A 25408-nucleotide genomic window follows, 5' to 3' on the forward strand; every position below is an offset into this window, starting at 1 on the left:
GCCAGCGCCCACGTCAACGCCGACCAGCTCGCCGCCATGCACGCCCGCCTGGCCGCCGACCCCGACCGTTTCTGGCTCGAACCATTTCACCCGGACGTCGCCGGTGAAGTCGCCGGAGACCGTCGTGGTGGGGCGGCGGGACCAGGCGATGCGGTGGGTTTGTTCGAGCCGCTGGCTCGGACGGGGGTGGTTGGCCTCGTTGCACGAAACCCGAACGACTCGCGCACAATGCTGTTCGCCTATCGTTCAACGAATGCCACCACCCCAGCTAAGCCTTGCGGCTTAGCGTCCCCTCCTCTTTTGAGGAGGGGAGTTTGACGTTCTGCTACCCTACTTTTCGGGCCGTATTGATGACGTTTACGCCGTTGAAGCGGGTAGTGGCCGAGCCGTGGCTCACCGACGACACCTGCGCGGGCTGGCCCTTGCCGTCGAAAAAGGTGCCGTAAATGCGGTAGTCCGACTGGTCGCAGCTGCCCGCGCAGGCGCCCCAGAATTCCTGGGTGTTCGACTGGTAGGCCACGTCTTCCAGCGGCTCCGTGATTTTGCCTTTCTCGATGGCGAAGAACAGCTGCCCGCCGAACTGGAAGTTGTAGCGCTGCTGGTCGATGGAGAACGAGCCGGCCCCAGCGATGTAAATGCCCTTGTCGACTTTGCTCACCATCTCATCCACACTCATCTTGCTGGTAGCGGGACGCAGGCTCACGTTGGGCATGCGCTGGAACTGCACGTCTTCCCACGACTGCGCGTAGCAGCAGCCGTCCGACTCGGTCTGGCCCACGATGTGGGCCTGGTCGCGGATTTTCTGGTAGTTCACCAGCTTGCCTTCCTTGATGAGGTCCCACTCGCGGGTTTTCACGCCCTCGTCGTCGTAACCCACCGCGCCCACCGAGCCGGACTGCAGCTTGTCGGCCACGATGTTCACTTCCTTCGAGCCGTAGGGCAGGTTTTTGGCCTTCCATTCCAGCGTGGCGAAGCTGGTGCCGGCGTAGTTGGCCTCGTAGCCCAGCACGCGGTCGAGCTCGGTGGGGTGGCCCACGCTCTCGTGAATGGTCAGGCCCAAGTGGCCGGGGTCGAGCACGAGGTCGTACTTGCCGGGCGTCACCGATTTCATGGTGAGCTTGGCCTTGGCCTGCTTGCCGGCCAGGGCGGCGTCGGCCAGCATGTCGTAGCGCAACTTGTAGCCCACGGTGCCCGAGCCGGCTGGGCCGGCCACCTGCTCGGCCGCGCTGGGCGTGAGGTACTCGTAGCCCAGGCCCACCGGCGCGCTCAGCGCCTCGCGCGAGCGGAACTTGCCGGTCTTCGTGTCCACGGCCGTGGCCGAGAACGTGGGCCACAGCCGGTGCACGTCCTGGTCGATGTAGGAGCCATCGGTGCTGGCGAAGTACTTCTGCTCGTTTACCTGAAACAGCGCCGAGTTGATGTAGCTGGCGCCGTTGTCGAGCGCGGCGGCGTTGGCGGCCAGCAGCAGGTCCACTTTCTGCTTCACCGGCACCACGAAGGCGCTTTGCTGGATGGGCGTTTTCCAGCTCACCTCGCCAAAGCCGGCCTGCGGGGCCAGCTGCACGGGCTCCTTCTGCACCAGGCGGTTGGCCTTGGCGATGTCGGCGGCCACGCGGGCGGTGGCGGCCAGGCTGGCCTCGGTCACCACGCTGGTCGAGGCGAAGCCCCAGCAGCCGTTCACCAGCACCCGGATGCCCACGCCGTAGCTCTCGGTGCTCACGATGTTCTGCACCTGCTTCTCGCGGGTAAATACGTACTGGTTGAGGTAGCGCCCGATGCGCACGTCCGCGTAGCTGGCCCCGGCGCTCTTGGCGGCGTTGAGGGCCGCGTCGGCCAGGCGTTTTTTCAGTATCACGTCGGCCCCGGGCTCCAGCAGGCGGGCGGGGTCCACGGGCGTGTGGCCAAAGCCGGGCAGGCTGGGCAGAAACAGGGCCCCGGCCGCCAGGCCGGTGAGTCCCACAAAGTCACGTCTTTTCATAAGGTGCAGGAAAAAGGGAGTGAAAAAGAAACGTCATGCCGAGCGCCGCCGAGGCATCTTGCTTGGGGTAGTGACTCAATCGACTGGTTCACAACAGCACGCGAGCTGCCTCGGCGGCGCTCGGCATGACGTTCTTGGTTAAGAATGAAACCTACACCGCGTCCGAGAGACTGGTGAAGGTGAAGTCGCGGATTTTGAGCGGCGGCACCAGGTTACCGTTCAGCCGCACCGGCTTGCCGATGGCTTCCAGGTTGTTGAGCATGATGACGGGGCTTTCGTTGAAGCGAAAGTTCTTGACGGGGAACTTGATGACGCCGTTTTCAATGTAGAACGTGCCGTCGCGCGTGAGCCCGGTGTAGAGCAGCGTCTGCGGGTCGACGGGGCGGATGTACCACAGGCGCGTAACCAGGATGCCCTTGGCCGTGCCTTTGATGAGGTCGGCCGTGCTCTGGGTGCCGCCCTCCATTATCCAGCCGTTGGGCCGGGGCAGGTCCGGGATGCCGGCCTTCTGCGCCCAGAAGCGCGAGGCGTACAGGTTTTTCACCACGCCCTTCTCAATCCAGGTGGTTTTCTGCTGGGCGCGGCCGTCGCCGGCGAAGGTCAGGTCGCCGATTTCGCCGTTCAACGGGTCGGAGTAGATGGTGACCCGCTCGTCGAACAGCTTTTCGCCCTTCTTGTTGCCGCCGCCCTTCTTGCTCAGGAAGCTGCGGCCCTCGTCGGCGTTGCGCGCGTCCATGGCCCCCATCAGGGCGCCGAGCAGGGAGGTGTCGACGTTGGAAAGCAGGGCGTTGGGTTCCAGGATGACGGTGTACTTGCCCGGCTCGATGGCCTTGGCGCCCACCGAGGAGGCGGCCTTGTCGGCGGCCACGCGGGTGAGGCGGGCGGCGTCGAACTTAGCCGCGTCGGTGTAGTCGGCGGCGGCGTAGCCCGAGCCCGTGCCGTCGGGCGTGCGCACCGTCACGCTGTAGACCACGTTCGACACCCGCTGGTAGGCCTCCAGGCCCTTGGAGTTGCGCTTGGCCACGAAGCTCACCGAGTCGTCCAGGAAGCCGGCCGAGCTGAGTTTCTTTTGGTCGCAGAGCGCCATGCTGGCCCCGATTTGTCGGGCGCGGTAGTCAGGGTCGATGGCGGCGGTGGCGGCGGCAAAGGAACGGCTGCCGTCGAGGTAGGTCTGGGGGCCGAGCAGCGGCATGTACTCCGGCGATTCGGGCGCGAGCCGGGCAATTTCCTCGGCCCGCTTCACGCAGCGCTGCAAGGTGGCTTCGTCAAATTCATTGCAAGTAGCAATGCCGCTGCGCTTGCCAAAGCGGCTTTCAATGGCCAGCGACACGTTGTCGACGGCGCCGGCCGTACTGATAGAGTTGCGCGCCGAGCGCACATTGCCGCCGATGCTGCCGTTGAGCGTGGCATCGCACTCGTCGGCGGTGCTGAAGCCGAGGACTTTTTTGAGAATATTCTGCGCTTCGTCTTTGGAGAGAATGGCCATGGGTTGATGGGCTGATTTAGTGGATGGGCGGGCGGGGGACCTCACCCCCTGACCCCCTCTCCCAAAGAGAGGGGGCACCGGTTTTGCCGCGTACGGGGCCGGCTGGCTCCCCTCTCCTGCGGAGAGGGGCCGGGGGTGAGGCGAACGTTACCCAATTTTGCGAGCTGTATTGATGACGTTCACGCCGTTGAATCGCGTGGTGGAGGAGCCGTGGCTTACGGCCGAGCTTTGCGAGGGCTGGCCCTTGCCGTCGTTGAATGCGCCAAACAATCGGTAGTCGGATTCGTCGCAGATGGCTGAGCACGAGTTCCAGAACTCCAGCGTGTTGGCCTGGTAGGCCACGTCTTCGAGCATCTCCGTGATTTTGCCCTTCTCGATGGCGTAGAACACCTGCCCGCCGAACTGAAAGTTGTAGCGCTGCTGGTCGATGGAGAACGAGCCGTTGCCGGCAATATAAATGCCTTTATCAACTTTACTCACCAACTCGTCCACGCTTAGTTTGGCTTGGCCCGGCTGCAGGCTCACGTTGGGCATCCGCTGGAACTGCACGTCCTGCCACGACTGCGAGTAGCAGCAGCCATCGGACTCGGTCTGGCCCACCATGTGGGCCTGGTCGCGGATTTTCTGGTAGTCCACCAGCTGGCCGTCCTTGATAAGGTCCCAGCGCTTGGTTTTCACGCCCTCGTCGTCGTAGCCCACCGCCCCGAGCGAGGATACTTGAGTTTTGTCGGCCACGATGTTGACCATCTTCGAGCCGTAGGGCAGCTTCTTGGCCTTCCACTCGCGGGTGGCGAAGCTGGTGCCGGCGAAGTTGGCCTCGTAACCGAGCACGCGATCCAGTTCGGTGGGGTGGCCCACCGATTCGTGGATGGTCAGGCCCAGGTGGTGCGGGTCGAGCACGAGGTCGTACTTGCCGGCCACCACCGACTTGGCGGTGAGCTTCTGCTTGACCTGCTTGGCGGCCGCGGCCACGTCTTCCAGCATGTCGTAGCTGTTCTTGTAGCCGATGATGTCGGAGCCCTGGGGCCCGGCCACCTTGTCAGCGGCCTTGGGGGTGAGGTACTCGTAGCCCAGGCCCATGGGCGAGCTGAGCGCCTGCCGCGAGCGGAACTTGCCGCTGGCCCGGTCGATGGCCGTGACGCCAAATGTGGGGTAAATCCGGTGAATGTCCTGGTCGATGTAGGAGCCGTCGGTGCTGGCAAAGTATTTCTGCTCATTTACCTGAAACAGCACCGAATTGATGAACGACACGCCCAACTCCAACGCCTTGGCGTTCACGCCCAGCAACAAATCCACCTTGTCCTTGATGGGCACCTCAAACGCGTTTTGCGCAATGGGCGCCTTCCAGGCCACCTCGCCGAAGCCTTTTTGCGGGGCCAACTGGACCTTCTCCTTCTGCACTTTTGAGTTGGCCTTGGCAATCTGCACGGCCAGCTGCGCGGCTTTGGCCAGGCCGGCCTCGGTCACGTTGTTGGTCGAGGCAAAGCCCCAGGTGCCGCCGGCAATCACCCGAATTCCAGCGCCGTAGCTCTCCGTGCTGGCGATGTTCTGCACCTGCTTCTCGCGGGTGAAAATGCCCTGGTTGAGGTAGCGCCCGATGCGCACGTCGGCGTAGGTGGCGCCGGCCGCTTTGGCCGCGTTCAGGCCGGCGTCGGCCAGGCGCTTTTTGGCGGCGGGGTCCGGGCCCGGCTCCAGCAAGCGGGCGGGGTCCACCAGGGTGCCGCCGAGGCTGGGCAGGCTGGGCAAAAACAGGGCCCCGGCCGCCAGGCCGGTCAGTCCCACAAAGTCGCGTCGTTTCATTGGAAAAAGGTGTTCGTGTGGTTTGTTGAATTTATGCTAAAGAATGTTTGACCGGGGAAGCCTCACCCCCTGACCCCCTCTCCAAAAGAGAGGGGGAACCGGTTTTGCTCAGTTATTCAGTTAAAAATGATCTTCTTCTCTTTAACTCCTTGACTCATCATTTTTAACTTTCATCAGGCTCCCCCTCTCCGCGGGAGAGGGGGCCGGCCCCATGGGGGTCTCTTGAGGTTACACCGCGTCCGAGAGACTGGTGAAGGTGAAGTCGCGGATTTTGAGCGGCGGCACCAGGTTACCGTTCAGCCGCACCGGCTTGCCGATGGCTTCCAGGTTGTTGAGCATGATGACGGGGCTCTCGTTGAAGCGGAAGTTCTTGACCGGAAACTTGATGACGCCATTTTCGATGTAGAACGTGCCGTCGCGGGTGAGGCCGGTATAAAGCAGCGTCTGCGGGTCCACCGCGCGGATGTAGTACAGGCGGGTAACCAGAATGCCCTTGGCGGTGCCTTTAATCAATTCGGCCGTGCTCTGGGTACCGCCTTCCATTATCCAGCCGCCGGGCGGGGCAATGTCCGGGATGCCAGCCTTCTGGGCCCAGAAGCGCGAGGCGTACAGGTTTTTCACCACGCCCTTCTCCACCCAGGTTACTTTTTGTTGCGGGCGGCCGTCGCCGGCGAAGGTCAGGTCGGGTACTTCGGCGTTGGTGGGGTCGGAGTAAATGGTGACCCGCTCGTCGAATACTTTGTCGCCCTTCTTGTTGCCGCCGCCTTTCTTGCTCAGAAAGCTGCGGCCCTCGTCGGCGTTGCGCGCGTCCATCGACCGCATCATGTTGCTCAGCAAATCGATGGCCGCCGCGGGCTCGAGGATGACGGTGTACTTGCCCGGCTCGATGGCCTTGGCGCCCACCGAGGAGGCGGCTTTGTCGGCGGCCACGCGGGTGAGGCGGGCGGCGTCGAACTTGCCCAGGTCCGAGTAGTTCGCAATGGCGTAGCCCGAGCCGGTGCCGTCGGCCGTGCGCACAGTGATGGAAAAATCCAGATTGGTAAGCTGCTGATAGGCCTCCAGACCCTTGGAGTTGCGCTTGGCCACGAAGCTAGCCGAGTCGTTGAAAAAGGCCGCCGACGAGAGCTTTTTGGCCTCGCAGAGCGCCATGCTGGCCCCAATCTGCTGGGCGCGGTAATCGGGCGTGATGGCGGCCGTGCGCTGCGCAAACGAGGCGGGCGACGCCGGGTACTGTTGCGGCCCGAGTAGCGGTACGTACTCCGGGCTCTCGGGCGCGAGCCGGGCGATTTCCTCGGCCCGCTTGACGCAGCGCCGTAGGGTGGCCTCGTCGAACTCGTTGCAGGTGGCCACGCCTGAGCGCTTGCCGAAGCGGCTTTCGATGGCCAGCGAGACGTTGTCGACGGCGCCGGCCGTGCTGATGGAGTTGCGGGCCGAGCGCACGTTGCCGCCGGTGCTGCCGCTGAGCGTGGCGTCGCACTCGTCGGCCGTGCTGAAGCCCAGGACTTGTTTGAGGATGGTGTGCGCTTCGTCTTTGGAGAGGATGGCCATGGGTTGATGGGCTGATTTAATTGATGTTCGGGCGAGGACCTCACCCCCTGACCCCCTCTCCCGCGGAGAGGGGGCACCGGTTCGGCCCTGGCGTCAGGCTCCCCTCTCTTTGGGAGAGGGGCCGGGGGTGAGGTCCCCCGTTACCCGATTTTGCGGGCCGTGTTAATCACGTTCACGCCGTTGAAGCGCGTGGTCGAAGAGCCGTGGCTTACGGCGGATACCTGCGAGGGCTGGCCCTTACCGTCGAAGAACGAGCCGAACAAGCGGTAGTCCGACTCGTCGCAAATGGCGGCACAAGAATTCCAGAACTCCTGGGTGTTGGCCTGGTAAGCCACGTCTTCGAGCATTTCGGTGATTTTTCCTTTCTCGATGGCGTAAAACACCTGCCCGCCGAACTGGAAGTTGTAGCGCTGCTGGTCGATGGAATAGGAGCCCCGCCCGGCAATGTAGATGCCCTTGTCGACGCTCTTAATCATGTCGTCCACGCTCATTTTTGCCTTGCCCGGCTGCAGGCTCACGTTGGGCATGCGCTGGAACTGCACCGAGTCCCAGGAGTCGGCGTAGCAGCAGCCGTCCGACTCGGTCTGGCCCACGATGTGCGCCTGGTCGCGGATTTTCTGGTAGTCCACCAACATGCCCTCTTTGATGAGGTCCCAGCGCTTGGTCTTCACGCCCTCGTCGTCGTAGCCCACGGCGCCGAGCGAGCCCACCTGGGTTTTGTCGGCCACGATGTTAACCAGCTTCGAGCCGTAGGGCAGCTTCTTGGCGCGCCACTCCTGGGTGGCGAACGAAGTGCCGGCGTAGTTGGCCTCGTAGCCCAGCACGCGGTCGAGTTCCGTGGGGTGGCCCACGCTCTCGTGAATGGTCAGGCCCAAGTGGTTGGGGTCGAGCACCAAGTCGTACTTGCCGGCCGTCACCGACTTGGCCGTCAGTTTTTCCTTCACCTGCTTGCCGGCCAGGGCGGCGTCTTCCAGCATGTCGTAGCTGTTGCGGTAGCCGATAAGGCCCGTGCCGGCGGCGCCCGCAATCTTGTCGGCGGCCTTGGGGGTAAGGTACTCGTAGCCCAGGCCCATGGGCGCACTCAGGGCGTCGCGGGTGCGGAACTTGCCCGTGGCGCGGTCGATGGCCGTCACGCTGAACGTGGGCCAGATGCGGTGCACGTCCTGGTCGATGTAGGAGCCGTCGGTGCTGGCAAAATATTTCTGCTCGTTGATTTGAAACAACGAGGAGTTCACAAAGCTGGCGCCGTTGTCGGTGGCCCGGGCGTTGGCCGCCAGCAGCAGCTCCACTTTCTGGGCAATGGGCACCTCGAAAGAATTCTGCTGAATGGGCGTTTTCCAACTCACTTCGCCGAAGCCCTTTTGCGGAGCCAGCTGCACCTTTTCCTTCTGCACTTTAGCGTTGGCCTTGGCAATTTGCACGGCCAACTGGGCGGCTTTGGCCAGGCCCGCTTCGGTCACCGAATTGGTGGCGGCAAAGCCCCAGGTGCCGTTGGCCAGCACCCGTACCCCGGCTCCGAAGCGCTCGCCGCTGGCGATGTTCTGCACCTGCTTCTCGCGGGTAAAGATGCTCTGGTTGAGGTAGCGGCCGATGCGTACGTCGGCGTAGCTGGCCCCGGCGCTCTTGGCGGCGTTGAGGGCCGCGTCGGCCAGGCGCTTTTTGGCGGCGGGGTCCGGGCCCGGCTCCAGCAGGCGGGCGGGGTCCACCAGGGTGCCGCCGAGGCTGGGCAGACTGGGCAAAAACAGGGCGCCGGCCGCCAGGCCGGTCAGTCCCACAAAGTCGCGTCGTTTCAAAGCAGCGTAGGAATTTGGGAATAGGAAAGCAGGTTTGTAAAGATGGGCACAAATTTTAATTGAAATGACAACCGAATTACCGCAGCGTTGCGTTGCCGCTCGAACATCTTGTTCCGATGCTTCGGAGAACTGCACAGCGCAGTCCGCCCGCAACCCAACCCTTCAGGGCTCAGTAAATTATCCAGCAGCTTTTCGCGTTAAAACGACGAGCCGACAGGACGAGGGTAGAGACGCATAGTTGCGTCTTGTCGTCCGCGCCGTGTGGGTTTCGCTCCGGCGTTATCGTCCTACGACGAGACGCAACTATGCGTCTCTACATCGTGCGGCTGCCACGTACGATTTTTGACAGTCACTTGAAAACCAGGAGTGGCGACGAGCAGTAGGGCTTTGAGCGCGATGGCGCGCAACCCCCGCACGCCCGGCCTGCCGTAACCGCGCATTGCCACAACATTTCCGACATCCATCCGCCGCTTTCTACCAATTGCCGCCCAGGGCGCGCACCAGCAGCACTTCGTAGCGAAGCTGGTCGGCCTGGGTTTGGGCCAGCAGGCGGGCCGCGTCGAGGGTCTGGCGGTCGGCGTCCACGATTTCGAAGTAGTTGGTCAGGCCGCTGCGGTAGCGCACCTCGGTGAGGCGGCCGGCCAGGCGGGCGGCACGCAGGGCCCGCTGCTGCGCCGCGAGCTGGGCCGCGCTCAGGCGCAAATTGGCCAGGGCCGTTTCCACGTCCTGAAACGCGACGAGGGCCGCGCCGCGGTACTGGGCCTCCAGCTCGCGGTATTGGGCCTGGGCCAGCTGCTCGTTGCCGCGCAGGCGGCCCCCGTTAAAGATGGGAATGGCCACGCCACCGCCTAAATAGTAGGTGTAGCCGTTGTTAATCTGCGACAGCTTGGCCAGCTCCGCGCTCTGCGGGCCGATGAAACCGGTGAGCTGCACGCTGGGGCGGCGGGCGAGGCGGGCGGCGTCGGTGCGGGCATCGGCGGCGGCCAGCTGGCGCTCGGCGCGGCGCAGGTCGGGGCGGCGGGCCAGCAGGGCGGCGGGCAGGGCCAGGGGCACGGCCGGGGCCGCGGGCAGCTCAGTTCCCGGGCGCGGGGCCAGCACGAAGCTGCTGGCGGGCTGGCCCACCACCGTGGCCAGCGCGGCGGCCACGCCGGCGCGTTGCCGGCCCAGCTCCAGCAGGCTGGCTTCCACGTTGGCCAGCTCGGTCTCGGCGCGGCGCCAGCCAATCTCATTGTCGACCCCAGCCCGGAAGCGCGCCTGGGTCAACTGCACGTTGCGCACCCGAGCCAGCCGGGCGCTGTCGAGCACGGCCAACTCGGCGTCGAGGCCGCGCAGGTCGAAGTAGTAAGTGGCAGCATCGGCGGTGAGGGAGAGGCGCACGGCCTGCGCGTCGGCCGCTGCCGCTTCGGCGTCGGCGCGGGCGGCCTGCACGTTGCGCCGCACGCGGCCCCACACGTCCACCTCGTAGCTCACGTTGAGCGGGACGAAGTACTGGGTTTGCGTCACCGGCTGAATGGGCACGTCGAACGGCACCGGCCGCAGGCCTGAGAGCCGGGTGCGGTAGGCCGCGGGGTTGAGCGTGACGTCCGGGCTGCGGTAGGAATTGGCCACCTGCAGCCGCGCCCGGGCCTGCTCGACGCGGGCTACGGCGGCCTGGGCCGTGAAGTTCTGGGCCAGGGCCTGCTCTTCGAGCTGGGTAAGCACTGGGTCGTTAAAAACCGTCCACCACGCGGTTTCCGGGGGCGCCTGGGGCAACTGTTGGGGCGCCGCGTTGCGGGCCGCCGCGGAAGTGTCGGGGACAACTACGGCGGGCGCGGCCGTCGCCTGGGCTTGGGTGAGGGCGCCGCCGAATGCCGGCGGGGGCATCCGGGCCCGCGTCTCGGCCGCCGTCGGAATGCGCGAGCCGGCCGTGTCGGCCGCCCCGGCGTGCTGCCAGGCCGCGGGCGTGGCCACGGCCGGCGGCCGGTAGCGCGGCGCCGTGGCGCAGGCACTGAGCAGCAAGCCAAGGAAAACGTACGAAGGACGAAGGGTCATTTTTAGTTGTCAGTTGCTCGTTGTCAGTTGTTAGTGATGTCCAGGTGTCAGGGTGTTACGATGGTCCTGACAACTGACAACGAGCAACTGACAACTAACCTATTTCACCGGCGACGACACCCGTGGTGCGTCGGGGTCGTTGGGCCGGGGTTTGGGGGGTGGCGGGCCGGCGGGCTTGGGTGGGGCTTGGAAGGTTTTCGTTTGCACAGAATCCCCTTCGGTCAGGGTCTCGGACGGGTTCAGCACCAGCAGCTCGCCGCCTTGCAGGCCCTGGCCCACTTCCAGCTGCGAGCCGAAGTCGCGGCCGGTAACGATGGGCTGGTAGTGAATTTTCCCCTCCCGCACGGTGGCCACCCGGGTATCGGTGCCGCCGGGCACCAGCGCGTTAGCCGGGATGAGGACGCCCGGCGCGGTGCGCGGCAAGTGGAACCGCACCTGGGCGTAGGAGCCGGGCCGCAGCTCGCCGCGGCCGTTCGGGATGAGTACTTCCGTGAGCAGCGTCCGGGTGTTGGGGTCGAGGGCCCCGGCGTCGCGCACCACCCGCCCGGCGAAGGTGCGCCCGGGAAATTCCGGCACCAGGTAGTCGGCCACCAGGTTGTTTTTGATGGCCGGCGCGAAGTTCTGCGGCACCTGCACGAAGGCCCGGAGCCGGTCGGTCTGCTCCAGCTTGAAGAGTTGCGAGCCGGCGGCGTTGCTGCTGCTGACCAGGCTGCCGACTTCCACGTTGCGCTGCGTGACGATGCCGCTGAACGGGGCCGTGACCCGCCGAAACGCCTGCTGTGCCAGCAGTTGCTGCACCCCGGCCTGCTGGGCGGCGTACTGGGCCCGGGCCGCGTCGAGCTCCTGCTTAGAGATGGCGCCGGGCAGGGCCACGCCGGCCAGGCGGGCGTAGCTGCTGCGGGCCAGGCCGAGGTTGGCGCGGGCCTCGGCAATCTGCTGGTCGAGCTCGGGGGTGGTGACTTCGGCCAGCACCTGCCCGGCCCGCACCCTCTGGCCAATGTCGGCCGCCCACGACCGGACGAAGCCGTTGGCGCGGGCGAAGACGAAGGTTTCGCGGTACGAACGGGTGTCGGCGGGCAGGGTCAGGGTGGTGGTGTCGGGCGCGGCTCGGGCGGGTGTCACGGTCACGGTGGGCGCGGCGTCGGCGGTCTGGCGGGCTTCGGCGTCGCGGGCTTGGGCCTGCCGGCTGCGGGGCACGTAGCCCAGCGCGAACAGGCCGGCGAACACGGCCGCTACGATGAGGATGAGCAGCCAGAAGCGGCTATTGTTGTTGGACATCGAGGCGTGGGGAAGATTTCTCGCTGAGGTTCGCTGAGGTAAACGCAGAGGCTCGCGGAGGTCGGGCGGGCCACAATGAACGACTCAGCGGACCTCTGCGCCTGCCTCGGCGAACCTCAGCGAGAAAGAATTATTGCGCAACCGCTACCGGCGCACTTTTCTTCAAATATGAAAACATGATGGGCACAAAGAACAGGGTGGTCACCGTGGCCAGCATCAGCCCGCCAATTACGGCGCGGCCCAGCGGGGCGTTCTGCTCGCCGCCCTCGCCCATGCCCAACGACATGGGCAGCAGGCCGATTATCATGGCCAGGGCCGTCATCAGCACCGGGCGCAGGCGGGTGAAGCCGGCGTCGAGGGCCGCGTCGAGCGGGGAGAGGTCGGGCTCTTCCTCGCGCCGTTCGTTGGCGAAGGTGACCAGCAGAATGCTGTTGGCCGTGGCCACGCCGATGCACATGATGGCGCCCATCAGGGCCGGCACGCTGAGCGTGGTCTGGGTCACGAACAGCATCCACAAAATGCCCGCCAGCGCCCCGGGCAGCGCCGTGATGATGATGAGCGGGTCGAGCCAGCTCTGGAAGTTGACCACCATCAGCAGGTACACCAGCACGATGGCGCCGGCCAGTCCCAGCCCCAGCCCAATGAAGGACGTGCGCATCGAGTCGGCCTGCCCGCGCAGGGCTAGCGTGGTGCCTTTGGGCAGCTTCTTCTCGGCCTCGGCCAGAATCCGGCGGATGTCCGTGCTCACGCCGCCCAGGTCGCGGCCGCTCACGCTGGCGTACAGGTCCACGGTGCGCTGGATGTTGTAGTTCGAGGCCACGGCCGTGGTCTGGGTGCGGCGCACGGTGGCGAAGCTGCTCAGCAACTGGGCTTCGGGCTGGGTGGCGCTGGTCACGCCGATGTTGCCCAGCTCGTCGAGCGTGGACAGGGCCCGCGGCGGCGTCTGCACGGCCACTGTGTAGTTGACGCCCGTGGTGGGGTTGAGCCACTGGTTGGGGTTGGTCTGGGTGCTGGAGGAGAGGCTGACCAGCACGTTGTTGGCGATGTCGCGCTGGGCCAGCCCGGCCTGCTGGGCCCGCACCCGGTCAATATCCACGCGCAGCTGCGGCTGGTCGAAAGCCTGGTAGATGAAGGCGTCGACCACGCCGGGTACCTTGGTAATCTTGGCCCGCAGCTCGCCCGCGATGCGCTGGTTGGCGGCCTTGTCGCGCCCAATCACCTGGATGTCAATCGGGGCGGGCAGGCCGAAGTTCAGCGTCTGGTTCACGATGTCGGCCGGCTGGAAGAAGAACGTGAGGTCGGGCTGCTCGCGGCGCAGGCGGCGGCGGATTTCGTTGATGTACTCGCCCGTCGGCCCGTGCTCCTCCTTCATGCTCACCAGGATTTCGCCGTCGCCGGCCCCGATGGTGGGATTGTCGCTCAGCAGCAGGTTGATGGGGATGACCGGCAGGCCGATGTTGTCGAGCACCAGGTCCAGCTCCTCGGCCGGAATCACGCTCCTAATCACGGCCTCCACCTGCTTGAAGCGGGCTTCGGTTTCCTCCACCCGCGTGCCGGTGGGCACCCGCACGTGCAAGCGCAGTTGGCCGGCGTCCACGGTCGGGAAGAAGTTCTGGCCGATGAGCGGAAACAGCCCCAGCGAGCCCACGAACAGCACCACGAAGGCCGTCACGACCAGCGGCCGGTGGGCCAGCGCCCAGGCCAGCGCCGCGCCGTAGCCCGCCCGGAATTTCTCAAACCGGTGGTCGAAGGCCACGTGCAGCTTCCACACCCAGGTTTTGGTGATGCCCTTGGCCGACTTCCGCTCGGCGTCGGTGATTTCCTGCCCCACCTCGTCCGCGGCCGATACGCTGGCGTGGGCCTGGTCGTACTGCTCACGGCGCAGGGCTTCCAGCTCCCGCTCCACCTGGCTCACCGGCTGGCCGTTGCGGGTGCGGGCGCTGGGCAGTTCGGGCTCTTCCAAAGCGTGGTAGATGGGCAGCTCCTTGCGCAGCAGGTACATCACCAGCGTGGGCACCAGGGTCCGGCTCAGCAGGTAGGAGGCGAGCATGGCGAAAATCACGGCCGTGGCCAGCGGCGCGAAAATGGCCGACGCCACCCCGCCCAGGAAAAACACCGGCACGAACACGATGCAGATGGCCAGCGTAGCCACCAGCGCCGGCGTGGCAATCTGCTGGGCCCCGTCCAGAATGCTGCGCTTAAGCAGCTTCTTCATGCCCATGTTGCGGTGGATGTTCTCGATTTCCACCGTCGCGTCGTCCACCAAGATGCCCACGGCCAGGCTCAGGCCGCCCAGGGTCATGATGTTGAGCGTCTGGCCCAGCACGTTCAGCACGATGATGCTGACCAGGATGCTCAGCGGAATGCTGGTGGCGATGATGAGCGTGGAGCGCCACGAGCCCAGAAACAGCAGTATCATCAGCGCCGTGAGGGCCGCCGCGATGCAGGCCTCCACGATGACGCCCTTGATGCTGGCCCGCACGAAAAACGACTGGTCGAACAGCAGCTTGATGTTGAGGCCGGGCGGGGCGTTGGCCTGGATGGTGGGCAGCGCCTTTTTGATTTTGTCGATGATGTCGAGCGTGCTCGCCGACCCGCTCTTCAGGATAGGGATGATGGCCGTGCGGCGGCCGTTCTGGCGCACGATGTTGGTTTGCACGGCCGCGCCCTCGTGCACGAAAGCCACGTCGCGGATGTAAACCGTGGTGCCATTTACCTCCTTCACGGGCAGGTCGTTGAGCGTGGCAATGGCCTCGGGACTGGAGTTGAGCTTGACGTCGTATTCCCGGTCGCCGATTTTGGCCGAGCCGGCCGGAATAATGAGGTTCTGGGCCAGCAGGGCGTTCACCACGTCGTTGCCGCTCAGGTTTTTGCCGGCCAGCTTGTCGGGGTCGAGGTCGACCATAATCTGCTTCGGCTTGCCACCATTCGGCAGCAGCACCGAGGCGCCCTGCACCACCGCCAGCCCCGGCCGGATGAAGGCGTTGGCCGCATCGAACAGGTCCGACTCGCCCAGCGTCTCGGAGCTGAGCGAGGTCTGGGCAATGGGCACGTTCGAGGCCGAGTAGCGGATGATGAGCGGCGGCGTGATGCCCGGCGGCAGGGCGCGCAGCAGCGTCTGGGTGATGGCCGTGAGCTGGGCCACGCCCGCGTCGGGGTTGGTGCCGGGCTGGAAGAACACCTTAATCAGCCCGGTGCCCTTCAGGCTTTGGCTCTCGATGTGCTCCACGTTGTTCACCGTCGTGGTAATGGCCCGCTCCACGGGCACCACGATGCGCTGGTTCATCTCCTCGGGGGCAATGCCCGCGTAGCCCCACACCACGCCTACCACCGGAATCGGAATGTCGGGAAAAATGTCGACCGCCATGCGCCGGATGGTCAGCCCGCCGCCCACCAGGATGAGCAAGGCCATGACCACAAAGGTGTAGGGGCGGGCCAGCGCCAGTCTAACTATCCACATATCACTGCACTGTCAAATGAAACCGTTCGGTTCGGGTCCCGCCGCAAGCGGTGTTAACTGCCCGAGCCCGGAAATGGTTGAGGTGGGAGCAGAAAGGTAACCGGCCCATCCGCGCGCAGTTGCGGCTTATCGACCAAGGCGCAGCATTCCCTCGACGGAGGCGCGGCCTTTCGGGACACCACCCGGGGCGGCGCAAATCGGAAGCGGCGGTGCCGGGTAGCGTTTCGCCCGGAAGTAAAACGAAGTAAAAGAAGTTTCACGAAGACAAAATCTCACCGTGAAACTTCTTAATCACCCCCTTTCAACTCCGGGCGCAACGTCCGTCAAGTGCCCCGTGCCCGCCCGCTCCCGCAAGGGCCGGCCGTTGCGCTGCTGGCAGGTCGCCTGAATTTCGGCCACGATGGCCAGGGCAATTTCTTCCGGGGTTTCGCTGCCCAGGTCCAGGCCAATGGGGCTGTGCAAGCGCGTGCGCAGCAACTGCTGCTGCTCGGCTTCGCTCAAAGCCAGCTCCTCCAGCAGCCGGTCGGCTTTGGCGCGCGGGCCCAGCAGGCCGATGTAAGGCGTATTGGTTGAAAGGTGCAGTTCGAGCGCCGCCAGGTCGTAGGCGTAGTTGTGGCTGAGCAGCACGGCGTAGGCATCGCCGGGAGTTTCGTCGGCGATGGCGGCCACGGGCACCGTGCGTACCTCCGCGGCTTCGGGGAAGCGGGCTGGCGTGGCCAGGTTCGGCCGGCCGTCGAGCACGGTGAGGTGCCAGCCGAGCGAGGCGGCGAGGCGCACCAGCGGCTGGGCGTCGTTGCCGGCGCCGTAGATGATGACGCGCAACGGCGGGGTCAGCAACTCGACCAGCGCGCGCACCGGGCCGGCGTCGGTTTCAATGTCCAGCACCTGCGACGTTCCCCGGGCCAAGGTGGCGCGGCCGGCGTCGGCCAGCGACGCGGCCAAGGCGGGGGCGCCCCGCACCACGCCCGTCGCCGTGAGCAGCAGGCGCTGGCCCACGCCGGCCCGCAGCCCAAGCGCGCCGTCGGTGCTGAACACGGTGGCCAGCACGGCGGGCTCGGGGCAGCGGGCGAAACCACGCAGCAGCTCCATGGGGTTGTCGGCGTCGGCAAAGTCCAACGGCTCTAGCAGGATGCGGACCACGCCCTGGCAGCCGGGGCCCAGGCCGTGGCGCGGGTCGTCCTCGTCGCGCGTGTCGTAGGTGACGAGGGCCGGCGCCCCCCGGAAAATGGCCTGCCGGGCACGCTGGCGGGCGTCGCCCTCCAGGCAGCCGCCGCTGATGGCGCCGGTCAGTTGGCCGTCGTCGGCCACGAGCATGCGGGCGCCGGGGCGGCGGTAGGCCGAGCCCAGCACCTCCACCACCGTGGCCAGGGCGCAGGGCCGCGCGACGGCGCGGTGCTGGTCGTAGGCCAGGAGCAGGCGTTGGAGTTCGGTCATCGTTGAGGGAAACCCGCAGGCGCCGGGCCTTATCTGGCGCCCGCTGGCCGAAGCAGCCCGCCCGCGCTTTTAACTCTCCTGATTGGATTTAGTTGCGCGGGCGGGCTGCTTCGGCCCGCCCGCTGCGGCGTGCTTTCGGGTCGTTTCTTAACCGCCTGCCAATTTGTTGGCGGCAACCCCGGGAAGCCCTTGCCAGCGGGGCTTTGGAAATGAAACCGCGGAAGCTTGGCCGTCGGCAGACGAGGTTCTAGGGTCCGGCGAGAAGGCATTCTACTTGGTCGGGGAAAAACCGTGGTTAGGCTAAAATGGCCCCGGGTACTCAACCCAAAGAGCCTAAATTCGGCACTCGCAGTGCGGTGGCTGAGGCGGGCCCCCGCAGTCGTCATTTCGCCTTTCCGCATCGTGTACTCGGATATTCAGCGGCGTTTTTGCAATTATTTGGCCACGCTCCTGCTGGCGCCGTTGGTCGTGGGCGTCCGGCTGCCGGCCGCGCCGCTCGGCCGGGTGGGAGGGCCACAACTGAGGTGACTGCCAGCGAACCAGCCGGCAATCAGGATGGCCGCGCCCCGGGCGCGGTGGCCGCGCGGTAACGCCGCGGGCCGTTTGGCTTTTGCCTGCCACCCGGCCGGCCCTCCCCGCGCGGCGCGTGCCGCCGGGGAGGGCCGGCTGCTTGTTGGGGCGCCCGGCCCTACCTTCCGGCCCCATGAAAATTCTTTTAGTCGAAGACGAGCCGTCGGTGGCGGCGTTCCTGCACCGGGGCCTCACCGAGCAAGACTACACCGTGGACCTCGCCGCCGACGGCCTGCTGGGCCTGCGCCGGGCCCAGACCACCCAGTACGACTGCCTGATTCTGGACCAGATGCTGCCCGGCCTGAGCGGCCTGGAAGTGTGCCGCCAGGTGCGCGCCCACGACCCCGGCGTGCCCATCCTCATGCTCACGGCACTGGGCGAAACCGACGACAAAATCCGCGGCCTCGACGCCGGGGCCGACGACTACCTGGTCAAGCCCTTCGCGTTTGAAGAGCTACTGGCCCGGCTGCGGGCCCTGGTGCGGCGCCGCACCGAAGCGCCCGCCCCCAAAGCCGTGCTGCGGCTGGCCGACCTCACCCTCGACCCCGGCGCCAAGCGCGTAGAGCGGGCCGGCCAGGTGGTGCAGCTCACGGCGCGCGAGTTTTCCCTGCTCGAATACTTGCTGCGGAACCAGGGCCGGGTGGTGTCGCGGGCCAACCTGCTGGAACACGTCTGGGACATGAGCTTCGATACGGGCTCCAACGTAATTGACGTGTACATCAACTTCCTGCGCAAAAAAATCGACAAAGGATTTGAGCCCAAGCTGATTCACACGCTGGTGGGCATGGGCTACGTGATGAAGAGTGAATAGCTGATGTGCTGCGTTCAACGAGGCAAGCGCCAATGCCAGCGGTGCGTCGTTTGCTAAAATTAACCGGGCTAATCGATTGAATTTGTACTGTAAAGACCAATCAGCACATCGAATAATCAGCACATCATCAGGAATGTCTATTCGCCTTCGTCTTGCGCTGCAGTTTGGCTCCATTCTGGTCGTGACGCTGCTGCTGTTTGCGCTGGCCATCTACTTTGCCACTTCGCAGTCCCGGCGGACCCTGTTCACCCAGAGCCTGTTTAAGCGGACGCTGGTGGTGGGCCACGCCTACGCCGACGGCCAGCAGGATTCCGGCGACCCCGGCCAGCAAGCCTCGTACCGGCGCTACCTGCGGCAGCTGTACCGCACGCTGCCCGCCGAAGAAGGCCGCGTGTACGACGCGGCCAACAAGCTGGTGTTCCGGGAAGGGCAGGGGCCGGCCATGCCCGTGCCCGCCGCGTGGCTGGCCGAGGTGCGCCGCTCGGGCAGCGCCGTGCTGGAGCCCGAAACCAATTACCACGAAACCGTGGGCCTGCTCTACCACGACGCCCGCCTGGGGCCGCTGGTGGTGGTGGCCTCGTCGGTGGACGAGGACAGCCGCCAGCAGCTGGGGCAGCTGCGGCGGCTGCTGGCCGGGGGGCTGCTGGCGGCCCTGGTGGCCATGGGCGTCGGGAGCTGGGTGTTTGCCGGGCAGGCCTTGCACCCGCTGCGGCGCATGGTGCAGGAGGTGGACGGCATCACGGCCACCGACCTGAGCCAGCGCCTCACCCAGGCCGACGGCGCCACCGACGAGCTGGGCCGCCTGGCCCAGCGCTTCAACCGCCTGCTCGACCGGCTCGAATCGGCTTTCGCCGGGCAGCGCACCTTCGTGCGCGACGCTTCCCACGAGCTGCGCACCCCGCTCACGGCCCTCATCGGCGAGCTGGAAGTGGCGCTGCTGCAAGCTGAGCGCACCCCCGCCGAGTACCGGCGCGTGCTGCAAAGCACCCTCGATTCGTCGCGGCAGCTCAACGAGCTCACCAATGGGTTGCTGCAAATTGCCCGCGCCTCCGACGACCCCTCGCAGGTGCCCATGGCCCGGGTGCGCCTCGACGAGGTGCTGCTGCTGGCCCACGAGCAGCTCCTGCGCCGCCACCCCACCTGCCGCGTCGACCTCGACTTTGGCGACGAGGCCGACGCCCGCGCCTTCGCCGTGCGGGGCAACGAGGCCCTGCTGCTGTCGGCCCTGCTGAACGTGCTCGACAACGCCTGCAAGTTTTCGGCGGGTACCGGCGGAACCGTTACGGCCACGCTGGCCCGGACTCCCCAGCGGCTCACGCTGCTGGTGGCGGACGAGGGCCCGGGGCTGACGGCCGCGGATTTGCAGCAGGTGTTCGTGCCGTTTTTTCGGGCGGCGGCGGCCCGGGTAGTGCCGGGGCACGGCATCGGGCTGCCGCTCACGGCCCGCATCATGGCCCTGCACGGCGGTACCGTGCGCCTGGAAAGCGAGCCGGGACAGGGCACGCAAGTGTGGCTGGAATGGCCCTTAAGAGCTATCTAATGGCAATATTCTGGTTTTAATGCCCTTTTAACTCGGCTTTAATTCCGTCTTAATAGGGCCCGCGTAATCTTGCCCTCGTATTTCCGCAGGCCTTGCCCCGGGAAGTGCTTTGGCAACCAGGCTTCAGTTATATTTTTATCGATGTCGCAAATTACCTCTACCCCGGCACGCACCGGAGTGCCCATTGCCAAAGGCGCTGGTCCGGTCGTGCGTCCGCCCAAGGCCCCCCTTTTTAGCACCCTCGGCCAGGACGCGCCGGCCGGGCTGGTGGTGTTTCTGGTTGCCTTGCCGCTGTGCCTGGGCATTTCGCTGGCCTCGGGAGCGCCTTTGCTGGCCGGCGTGGTGGCGGGCATCGTGGGCGGAGTGCTGGTGAGCTGGCTGAGCGGCTCGGCGGTGAGCGTGAGCGGGCCGGCGGCCGGCCTCACCACCATCGTGCTGGCGGCCATCGCCACGCTGGGCTCGTTTCAGGCGGTGCTGGCGGCCACGGTGGTGGCTGGCGTCATGCAGATAATCATGGGCGTGGCCCGGGCGGGCATCATCGCCCTGTACTTCCCGGCGGCTGTTATCCGGGGCATGTTGGCCGCCATCGGCATTATCCTGATTTTGAAACAGCTGCCTCACTTTCTCGGCGCCGACTCGGACTACTTTGAGGACATGAACTTCTCGCAGTTCGACGGCCTGAACACGTTTTCCGCCATTGGCTCGGCCGTGCGCGGGCTAAGCCCGGGCTCGGTACTGGTGGGCGCGGTGGCGCTGGGCCTGATGCTACTCTGGGACACGCCGGCCCTGCGCCAGCGGGCCTGGGTGCGGCTCGTGCCGGGGGCGCTGGTGGCCGTTATTTCCGCGGTCAGCCTCAACCAGCTCCTGCACGTGGTGGCCCCCGGCCTGCAGGTGCGCCCCGAGCACCTCGTGACCCTGCCGGTGGTGTCGTCGTTGCAGCAGTTGGTGGGCGAGATGACCTTTCCCGACTTCAGCGCCCTGCGCCGGCCCGCCACCTACGGCGTGGCCCTCACCATTGCCATTGTGGCCTCGCTCGAAACGCTGCTCAGCGTGGAAGCCGTCGATAACCTCGACCCCCAAAAGCGCCACACGCCCACCAACCGCGAGCTGATGGCCCAGGGCGCGGGCAACCTCGTGAGCGGCCTGCTCGGCGGCCTGCCCATCACGGCGGTCATCGTGCGCTCGTCGGCCAACATCAGCGCCGGCGGCCAGACCCGGCTGGCGGCCTTCATCCACGGCCTGCTGCTGCTGGTGAGCCTCTTGTTTCTGGGCTCGGTGCTGAACCTGATTCCGCTGTCGGCCCTGGCCGCGGTGCTGCTGATGGTGGGCTACAAGCTCACCAAGCCGGCCCTGTACCGGAAGCAGTGGCAGTTGGGCCGCGAGCAGTTCGTCCCCTTCATCATCACCATCGCGGCCGTGCTGTTCACTGATTTGCTCAAGGGAGTAAGCATCGGGCTGGTGTTGGGGTTCTTCTTCATCCTGCGCGACAACTCCAAGGCCGGCTCGTACCTGTGGCGCGACACGGCCGACGACAAAGCCGACCCGGAGCACATGCACTTGCGCCTGCCCGAGCACGTCTCATTCCTCAACAAGGCCAGCATCGTCACCACCCTCGAACAGCTGCCCGCCGGCAGCCGCGTCATCCTCGACGGCACCAACTCCCACGTCATCGACCACGACGTGCTGGAGGCCCTGGAGGCGTTTCGGCGGGCGGCGCCGGCCCGGGGCATCGAGCTGGAGATGCGCGGCATCCGGCAAGTGGACCTGGCCGGGCACTAGCCGGCCGCGGGCTGCTCTTCTGGCATTTCTTGGTAATTTACGCTCCCGTGCCTGCTCAATTTCTCATTCCCAAACCTTCCCACGTAACCATGACCGGAGTAGAAAATATCATCGCTAACAACCGCAAGTGGGTCGCTGAAAAAAATGCCGGCGACCCCGAATTTTTCGAGCGCCTGGCCAAGGGCCAGAAACCCAAGTACCTGTTCATCGGCTGCTCCGACTCGCGGGTGCCGGCCTCGGGCATCACCGGCACCGGGCCGGGCGAGATGTTCGTGCACCGCAACATCGCCAACCTGGTGGTGCACACCGACATGAATCTGCTCAGCGTGCTGCAATACGCCGTGGAAGTGCTCGGGGTGAAGGACATTCTGGTGGTGGGCCACTACGGCTGCGGCGGCGTGGCGGCGGCGGCCAGCAACAAGCAGTACGGCCTGATTGATAATTGGCTGACCCACATCCGCGACGTCATCCGCCTGCACGAAACCGAGATTTTGCGCATCAAGGATGATGCCCAGCGGGCCAAGCGCCTGGTGGAGCTCAACGTCATCGAGCAGGTGCGCAACCTGGCCAAGACCAACATCATCCAGAATGCCATGCGCGGCGACAACCCGCCCCGCCTGCACGGCCTCGTGTACGACTTGCACGACGGCCTGCTCAAGGACCTGGAAGTAGATGGCCTGGCCGTGTTCCGCGAGATGGAGCACATCTACGGCACCGAGGCGCCCGCGGAGAGTAAGCACAATGCAAACTCCTCCCAAGGCTCCCACCAAGCCAACGGCAACGGCGCGGCTGCCGCTGACCACAAGCCCCCCGGTAAAAAGAAAGACAGCCAGACGGCCGAAGCAACCCGCTGAGCGAATAATCAGACCAGTTGCGGAGTCAGGACCGGTTTTGAGGGGAGTTAAAAGTTGAGAGTTAGAAGTTAAAAAGCAGTTCATCTGACTTTTAACTCCCAACACGGCCCGGGAACCGAAACCGCTCTGATTCCTGAGTTACACTCCCTGCGAAGTAGGGTGCGGGGCTGGCCCCCGCCCGTCGTTGGACCGTGTACGTCGTATTCGGGCAACGACGGGCGGCGGTCAGCCCCGCACCCACTTCGTTTCGCAGCGCGCTTCGCGGCGAGGACAAAAAGAAAGCCCGCTGGAATACAGCGGGCTTTCTTTTTGGAGACTCGTGGCCGGGGCCGCACAGACACCTCAGGAGGTTTGGCCGGTACCGGTCCCCACGCTTCAGGTGGTTCGGCCAGCGCCGGGCAAAGGCACGGGCGGTTACTTGGCGTTCTTGATTTCCTCCACGGCCTTGTCGACGGCTTGCTGGGCGGCGCTGGCGTTGGCGCGGCTGGCCTGGCCCTTGGCGGCGGCTTGCAGCAGGCCGACGGCCATTTGGTCGGCCCCGTAGCTCTTGAATTTCACGCCGAGGTCGCGGATGCGGGCCACGCCTTCGTTGAAGGCGGCGGGGTCGTCGAGGCGGTTCATCAGGCCGGCCATCGGTTCGGCCAGGTTGAATTTGGCTTGCGGGCGGGCCGCGTCGTACCGGTCGCGCACGTAGGCCCACTCGGCGGGGCCGCCCGCTTTGGCGTACACTGCCACCACCGCCTGGGCCAGCGCGTCGTGCTCGTCTTTTTCAAAGGCTTTGGCGCGGGCGAGGCCCTGGGCGGGCTGCACCGCAGCAAAGGCCCGCAGGGCGGCGCCCTGCACGTTGTACGACTGGCTGCCGAGCTGCTGGGTGAATAATTTCTCGTCCTTCTTGTCCTTCAGCTTGGCCAGGGCCGTGAGCAGCGAGGCCATGACGGCGGGCTCCTTTTCGATGGCGGCCCGCTTGCGGAGGGCGGCCCCGGCGACTTTGGCCACGGCGGGGTCGTCGAGCTTCAGCGGCTCGATGGCGCCCCGGCGCACGCTGTAGAATTTGTCGTTGAGGCCCGCCAGCACGATGCCCCGGGCCGTGGCGTCGGTGGCGTGCAGCTTGGCCGCGGCGTCCACCGCCTCGCGCCGGTCCACAAACAGGGGCGCGTGGGCGTACTGGTAGGCGTACTCGCTCATCGGTTTGTTGTCGGTTTTCTGCCACAGGGTCTTTTTGGCGGCGTCCACGTTCACCAGCTCGGGCTTGGCGGCCAGGGGCATGCGGAAGGTTTGGGTGGCTTCGGTCATCACCACCGCCTGGTGCTGCACCTTGCCCTTCACGTAGTAGTCGATGGTGAAGGGCAGGCGGAACGGCTGGCCGGGCTGGGTCTGCTTCACGGTCACGGACTGGGTCTTGTTCGCCGCGTCCCAGGCGTAGTCGATGCTGACCACGGGGTGGCCGGAGGCGAAGTACCACTGGTTGAAAAACCAGTTCAAGTCCTGGCCCGAAGTAGCCTCGAACGCCAGGCGCAGTTGGTGGGCCTCGCCGTTGCCGAGGGCGTTGTCCTTGAGGTATTTCTGCAGGCCGGCGAAGAACACGTCGTCGCCCAGGTAGGTGCGCAGCATGTCCATGATGGCGCCGCCCTTCTGGTAGCTCACCAAATCGAACACGTCCTCCTGGCTGTCGTAGTGGAAGCGCACGAGGTTTTTGGTGGCGTCGCGCGGGCTGCTCAGGTAGCGGCGCAGGTAGCGGTAGTAGTGGGCATCGGCGGCGTCGCGGCCGTACTTGTGCTCGGCGTAAAGTCCTTCGGAGAAGTCGGCCATGGTCTCATTCACGGTGATGTTGGCCCAGGACTCGGCCGTCACGTAGTCGCCGAACCACTGGTGAAACAGCTCGTGGGCGATGACGGACTCGCCGGTGTACTCGCGGTCGAGCAGCTCGCGGTCGGTCAGCTGCACCTGCTCGCCGTGCAGGGTGGCGGTGGTGTTTTCCATGGCCCCGCTCACGTAGTCGCGGCACACTATCTGGGCGTAGCGGTTCCAGGGGTATTCCACGTCGAGGCGGGTGGAAAAGAACTCCAGCATGTCGGGCGTGTTGCCGAAAATCTGCTTGGCGAAGGGCGCGTACTTGGGCTCCAGGTAGTAGCTCACGTCCTTGCCGCGCCAGGTGTCCTTGTAGACTTTAAAGTCGCCCACGGCCATCATAAACAGGTAGGGCGCGTGGGGCAGCTCCATTTTCCAGGTGTCGGTGCGCAGGCCGGGGCCGGCGGGCTTCGAGCCGTCGAGGCGGCCGTTGCTGAGCGTGACGTACTTGCTGGGCACGGTCAGGCTGATTTCCTGGGTCGTTTTCTGGTTGGGCCGGTCAATGGTCGGGAACCAGGCCGACGAGCCTTCGGTCTCGCCCTGCGTCCAGATTTGCACGGGCTTGCCCTTCTCCGTGCTGTCGGGGTTGATGAAGTACAGGCCCTTGGCGTCGGTGATGGCGGCGCTGCCCTGCACCTTGAGCTCGTTGGGCTTCGACACGTAGTCGATGTACACGGTGTAGGCTTCGCCGGGCTTCAGGGTTTTGCCCAGGTTGATGCGCAGGTTGGCAGCGTCGGTGTAGGTGTACTTCAGGGGCTGCTGCGCCTCGCCGTTCATCATCGCCACGGCCTTGATGTCCATGCCCTTGGCGTCGAGCCGCAGCGAGTCGGTGGGGTAGCCGTGGGGCTTGAGCGTAATCCAGGTTTTGCCGTAGAGGTAGCGCTTGGCGTAGTCGAAGCGCACGTCGAGTTTGGTGTGCACCAGGTCGTTGACCTTGGTGGCCGAGGCGCGGTAGGGGGATTCTGCCTTGGCGGCAGGGGGGGCCGGCGCCTGCGCCCGGGCCGGCGCGGCGGCCCCCAGGCCCAGGAGGCCCAGAACGAGAAGTTGCTTCATAACAAAAGGCTTGAAAAAATAAGAGGACGGCGAAGGACCGGGCCGCGGGGCGGCGCGGCCTTTGCCACTTGCGAAAGTAGTGCGCGCCCGTAGGTAAAGCCCGCGGCCGGCTTGCGCGCCCCCGCGCCGGCCGCGGCGCGCTCCA

General features: G+C 65.7%; 14 protein-coding genes. 4 read left to right on the plus strand and 10 right to left on the minus strand.

All coding sequences use genetic code 11. From position 1 onward, the window contains the following. Window positions 1-325 precede the first annotated feature (325 nt). The 9 genes from RMO51_RS19700 to RMO51_RS19740 form a co-directional block, all read right to left on the minus strand. On the minus strand, window positions 326-1978 hold the full coding sequence (locus RMO51_RS19700; protein WP_310397686.1) for a TldD/PmbA family protein: 1653 nt from the start codon (window positions 1976-1978) through the stop codon (window positions 326-328). A gap of 151 nt (window positions 1979-2129) precedes the next feature. Continuing rightward, complete coding sequence (locus RMO51_RS19705) at window positions 2130-3464, minus strand: TldD/PmbA family protein (protein WP_310397687.1); 1335 nt, start codon at window positions 3462-3464, stop codon at window positions 2130-2132. A 147-nt stretch (window positions 3465-3611) separates the two neighbouring features. Further along, window positions 3612-5264 (minus strand): TldD/PmbA family protein, encoded by a 1653-nt coding sequence (locus RMO51_RS19710; RefSeq protein WP_310397688.1) that lies wholly within the window; start codon window positions 5262-5264, stop codon window positions 3612-3614. Window positions 5265-5492: 228 nt separating this feature from the next. Continuing rightward, entirely contained in the window at window positions 5493-6812 is a 1320-nt protein-coding gene (locus RMO51_RS19715) for a TldD/PmbA family protein (RefSeq protein ID WP_310397689.1), read from the minus strand. Window positions 6813-6952: 140 nt separating this feature from the next. After that, window positions 6953-8605 (minus strand): TldD/PmbA family protein, encoded by a 1653-nt coding sequence (locus tag RMO51_RS19720; protein WP_310397690.1) that lies wholly within the window; start codon window positions 8603-8605, stop codon window positions 6953-6955. Window positions 8606-9079: 474 nt separating this feature from the next. Next, a complete protein-coding gene (locus RMO51_RS19725; RefSeq protein ID WP_310397691.1) occupies window positions 9080-10636 on the minus strand; it encodes an efflux transporter outer membrane subunit in 1557 nt (518 codons plus the stop codon). Between the two features lie 99 nt (window positions 10637-10735). Next, the gene (locus tag RMO51_RS19730) at window positions 10736-11914 is read right to left on the minus strand and encodes an efflux RND transporter periplasmic adaptor subunit (protein WP_310397692.1); all 1179 of its coding nucleotides are present in this window, start codon (window positions 11912-11914) and stop codon (window positions 10736-10738) included. A gap of 130 nt (window positions 11915-12044) precedes the next feature. Further along, the gene (locus RMO51_RS19735; protein WP_310397693.1) at window positions 12045-15374 is read right to left on the minus strand and encodes an efflux RND transporter permease subunit; all 3330 of its coding nucleotides are present in this window, start codon (window positions 15372-15374) and stop codon (window positions 12045-12047) included. Between the two features lie 291 nt (window positions 15375-15665). Continuing rightward, window positions 15666-16808 (minus strand): XdhC family protein, encoded by a 1143-nt coding sequence (locus tag RMO51_RS19740; RefSeq protein WP_310397694.1) that lies wholly within the window; start codon window positions 16806-16808, stop codon window positions 15666-15668. A 703-nt stretch (window positions 16809-17511) separates the two neighbouring features. On the opposite strand from RMO51_RS19740, the gene RMO51_RS19745 reads away from it, so the two are divergent. The 4 genes from RMO51_RS19745 (at window position 17512) to RMO51_RS19760 (ending at window position 22362) form a co-directional block, all read left to right on the plus strand. Next, a complete protein-coding gene (locus RMO51_RS19745) occupies window positions 17512-18189 on the plus strand; it encodes a response regulator transcription factor (protein WP_310397695.1) in 678 nt (225 codons plus the stop codon). 133 nt (window positions 18190-18322) lie between these two features. After that, window positions 18323-19729, plus strand: coding sequence for a HAMP domain-containing sensor histidine kinase (locus tag RMO51_RS19750; protein ID WP_310397696.1), 1407 nt, complete (start codon window positions 18323-18325; stop codon window positions 19727-19729). Between the two features lie 141 nt (window positions 19730-19870). Then, entirely contained in the window at window positions 19871-21508 is a 1638-nt protein-coding gene (locus RMO51_RS19755) for a SulP family inorganic anion transporter (protein WP_310397697.1), read from the plus strand. An 89-nt stretch (window positions 21509-21597) separates the two neighbouring features. Beyond that, the gene (locus RMO51_RS19760; protein WP_310397698.1) at window positions 21598-22362 is read left to right on the plus strand and encodes a carbonic anhydrase; all 765 of its coding nucleotides are present in this window, start codon (window positions 21598-21600) and stop codon (window positions 22360-22362) included. A gap of 414 nt (window positions 22363-22776) precedes the next feature. Here RMO51_RS19760 and RMO51_RS19765 read toward each other — a convergent pair whose 3' ends face one another. Continuing rightward, on the minus strand, window positions 22777-25263 hold the full coding sequence (locus RMO51_RS19765) for a M1 family aminopeptidase (protein ID WP_310397699.1): 2487 nt from the start codon (window positions 25261-25263) through the stop codon (window positions 22777-22779). Window positions 25264-25408 lie beyond the last annotated feature (145 nt).

The sequence above is a fragment of the Hymenobacter sp. genome (assembly GCF_031398885.1).
In the GTDB taxonomy this organism is placed as follows: Bacteria; Bacteroidota; Bacteroidia; order Cytophagales; family Hymenobacteraceae; genus Hymenobacter.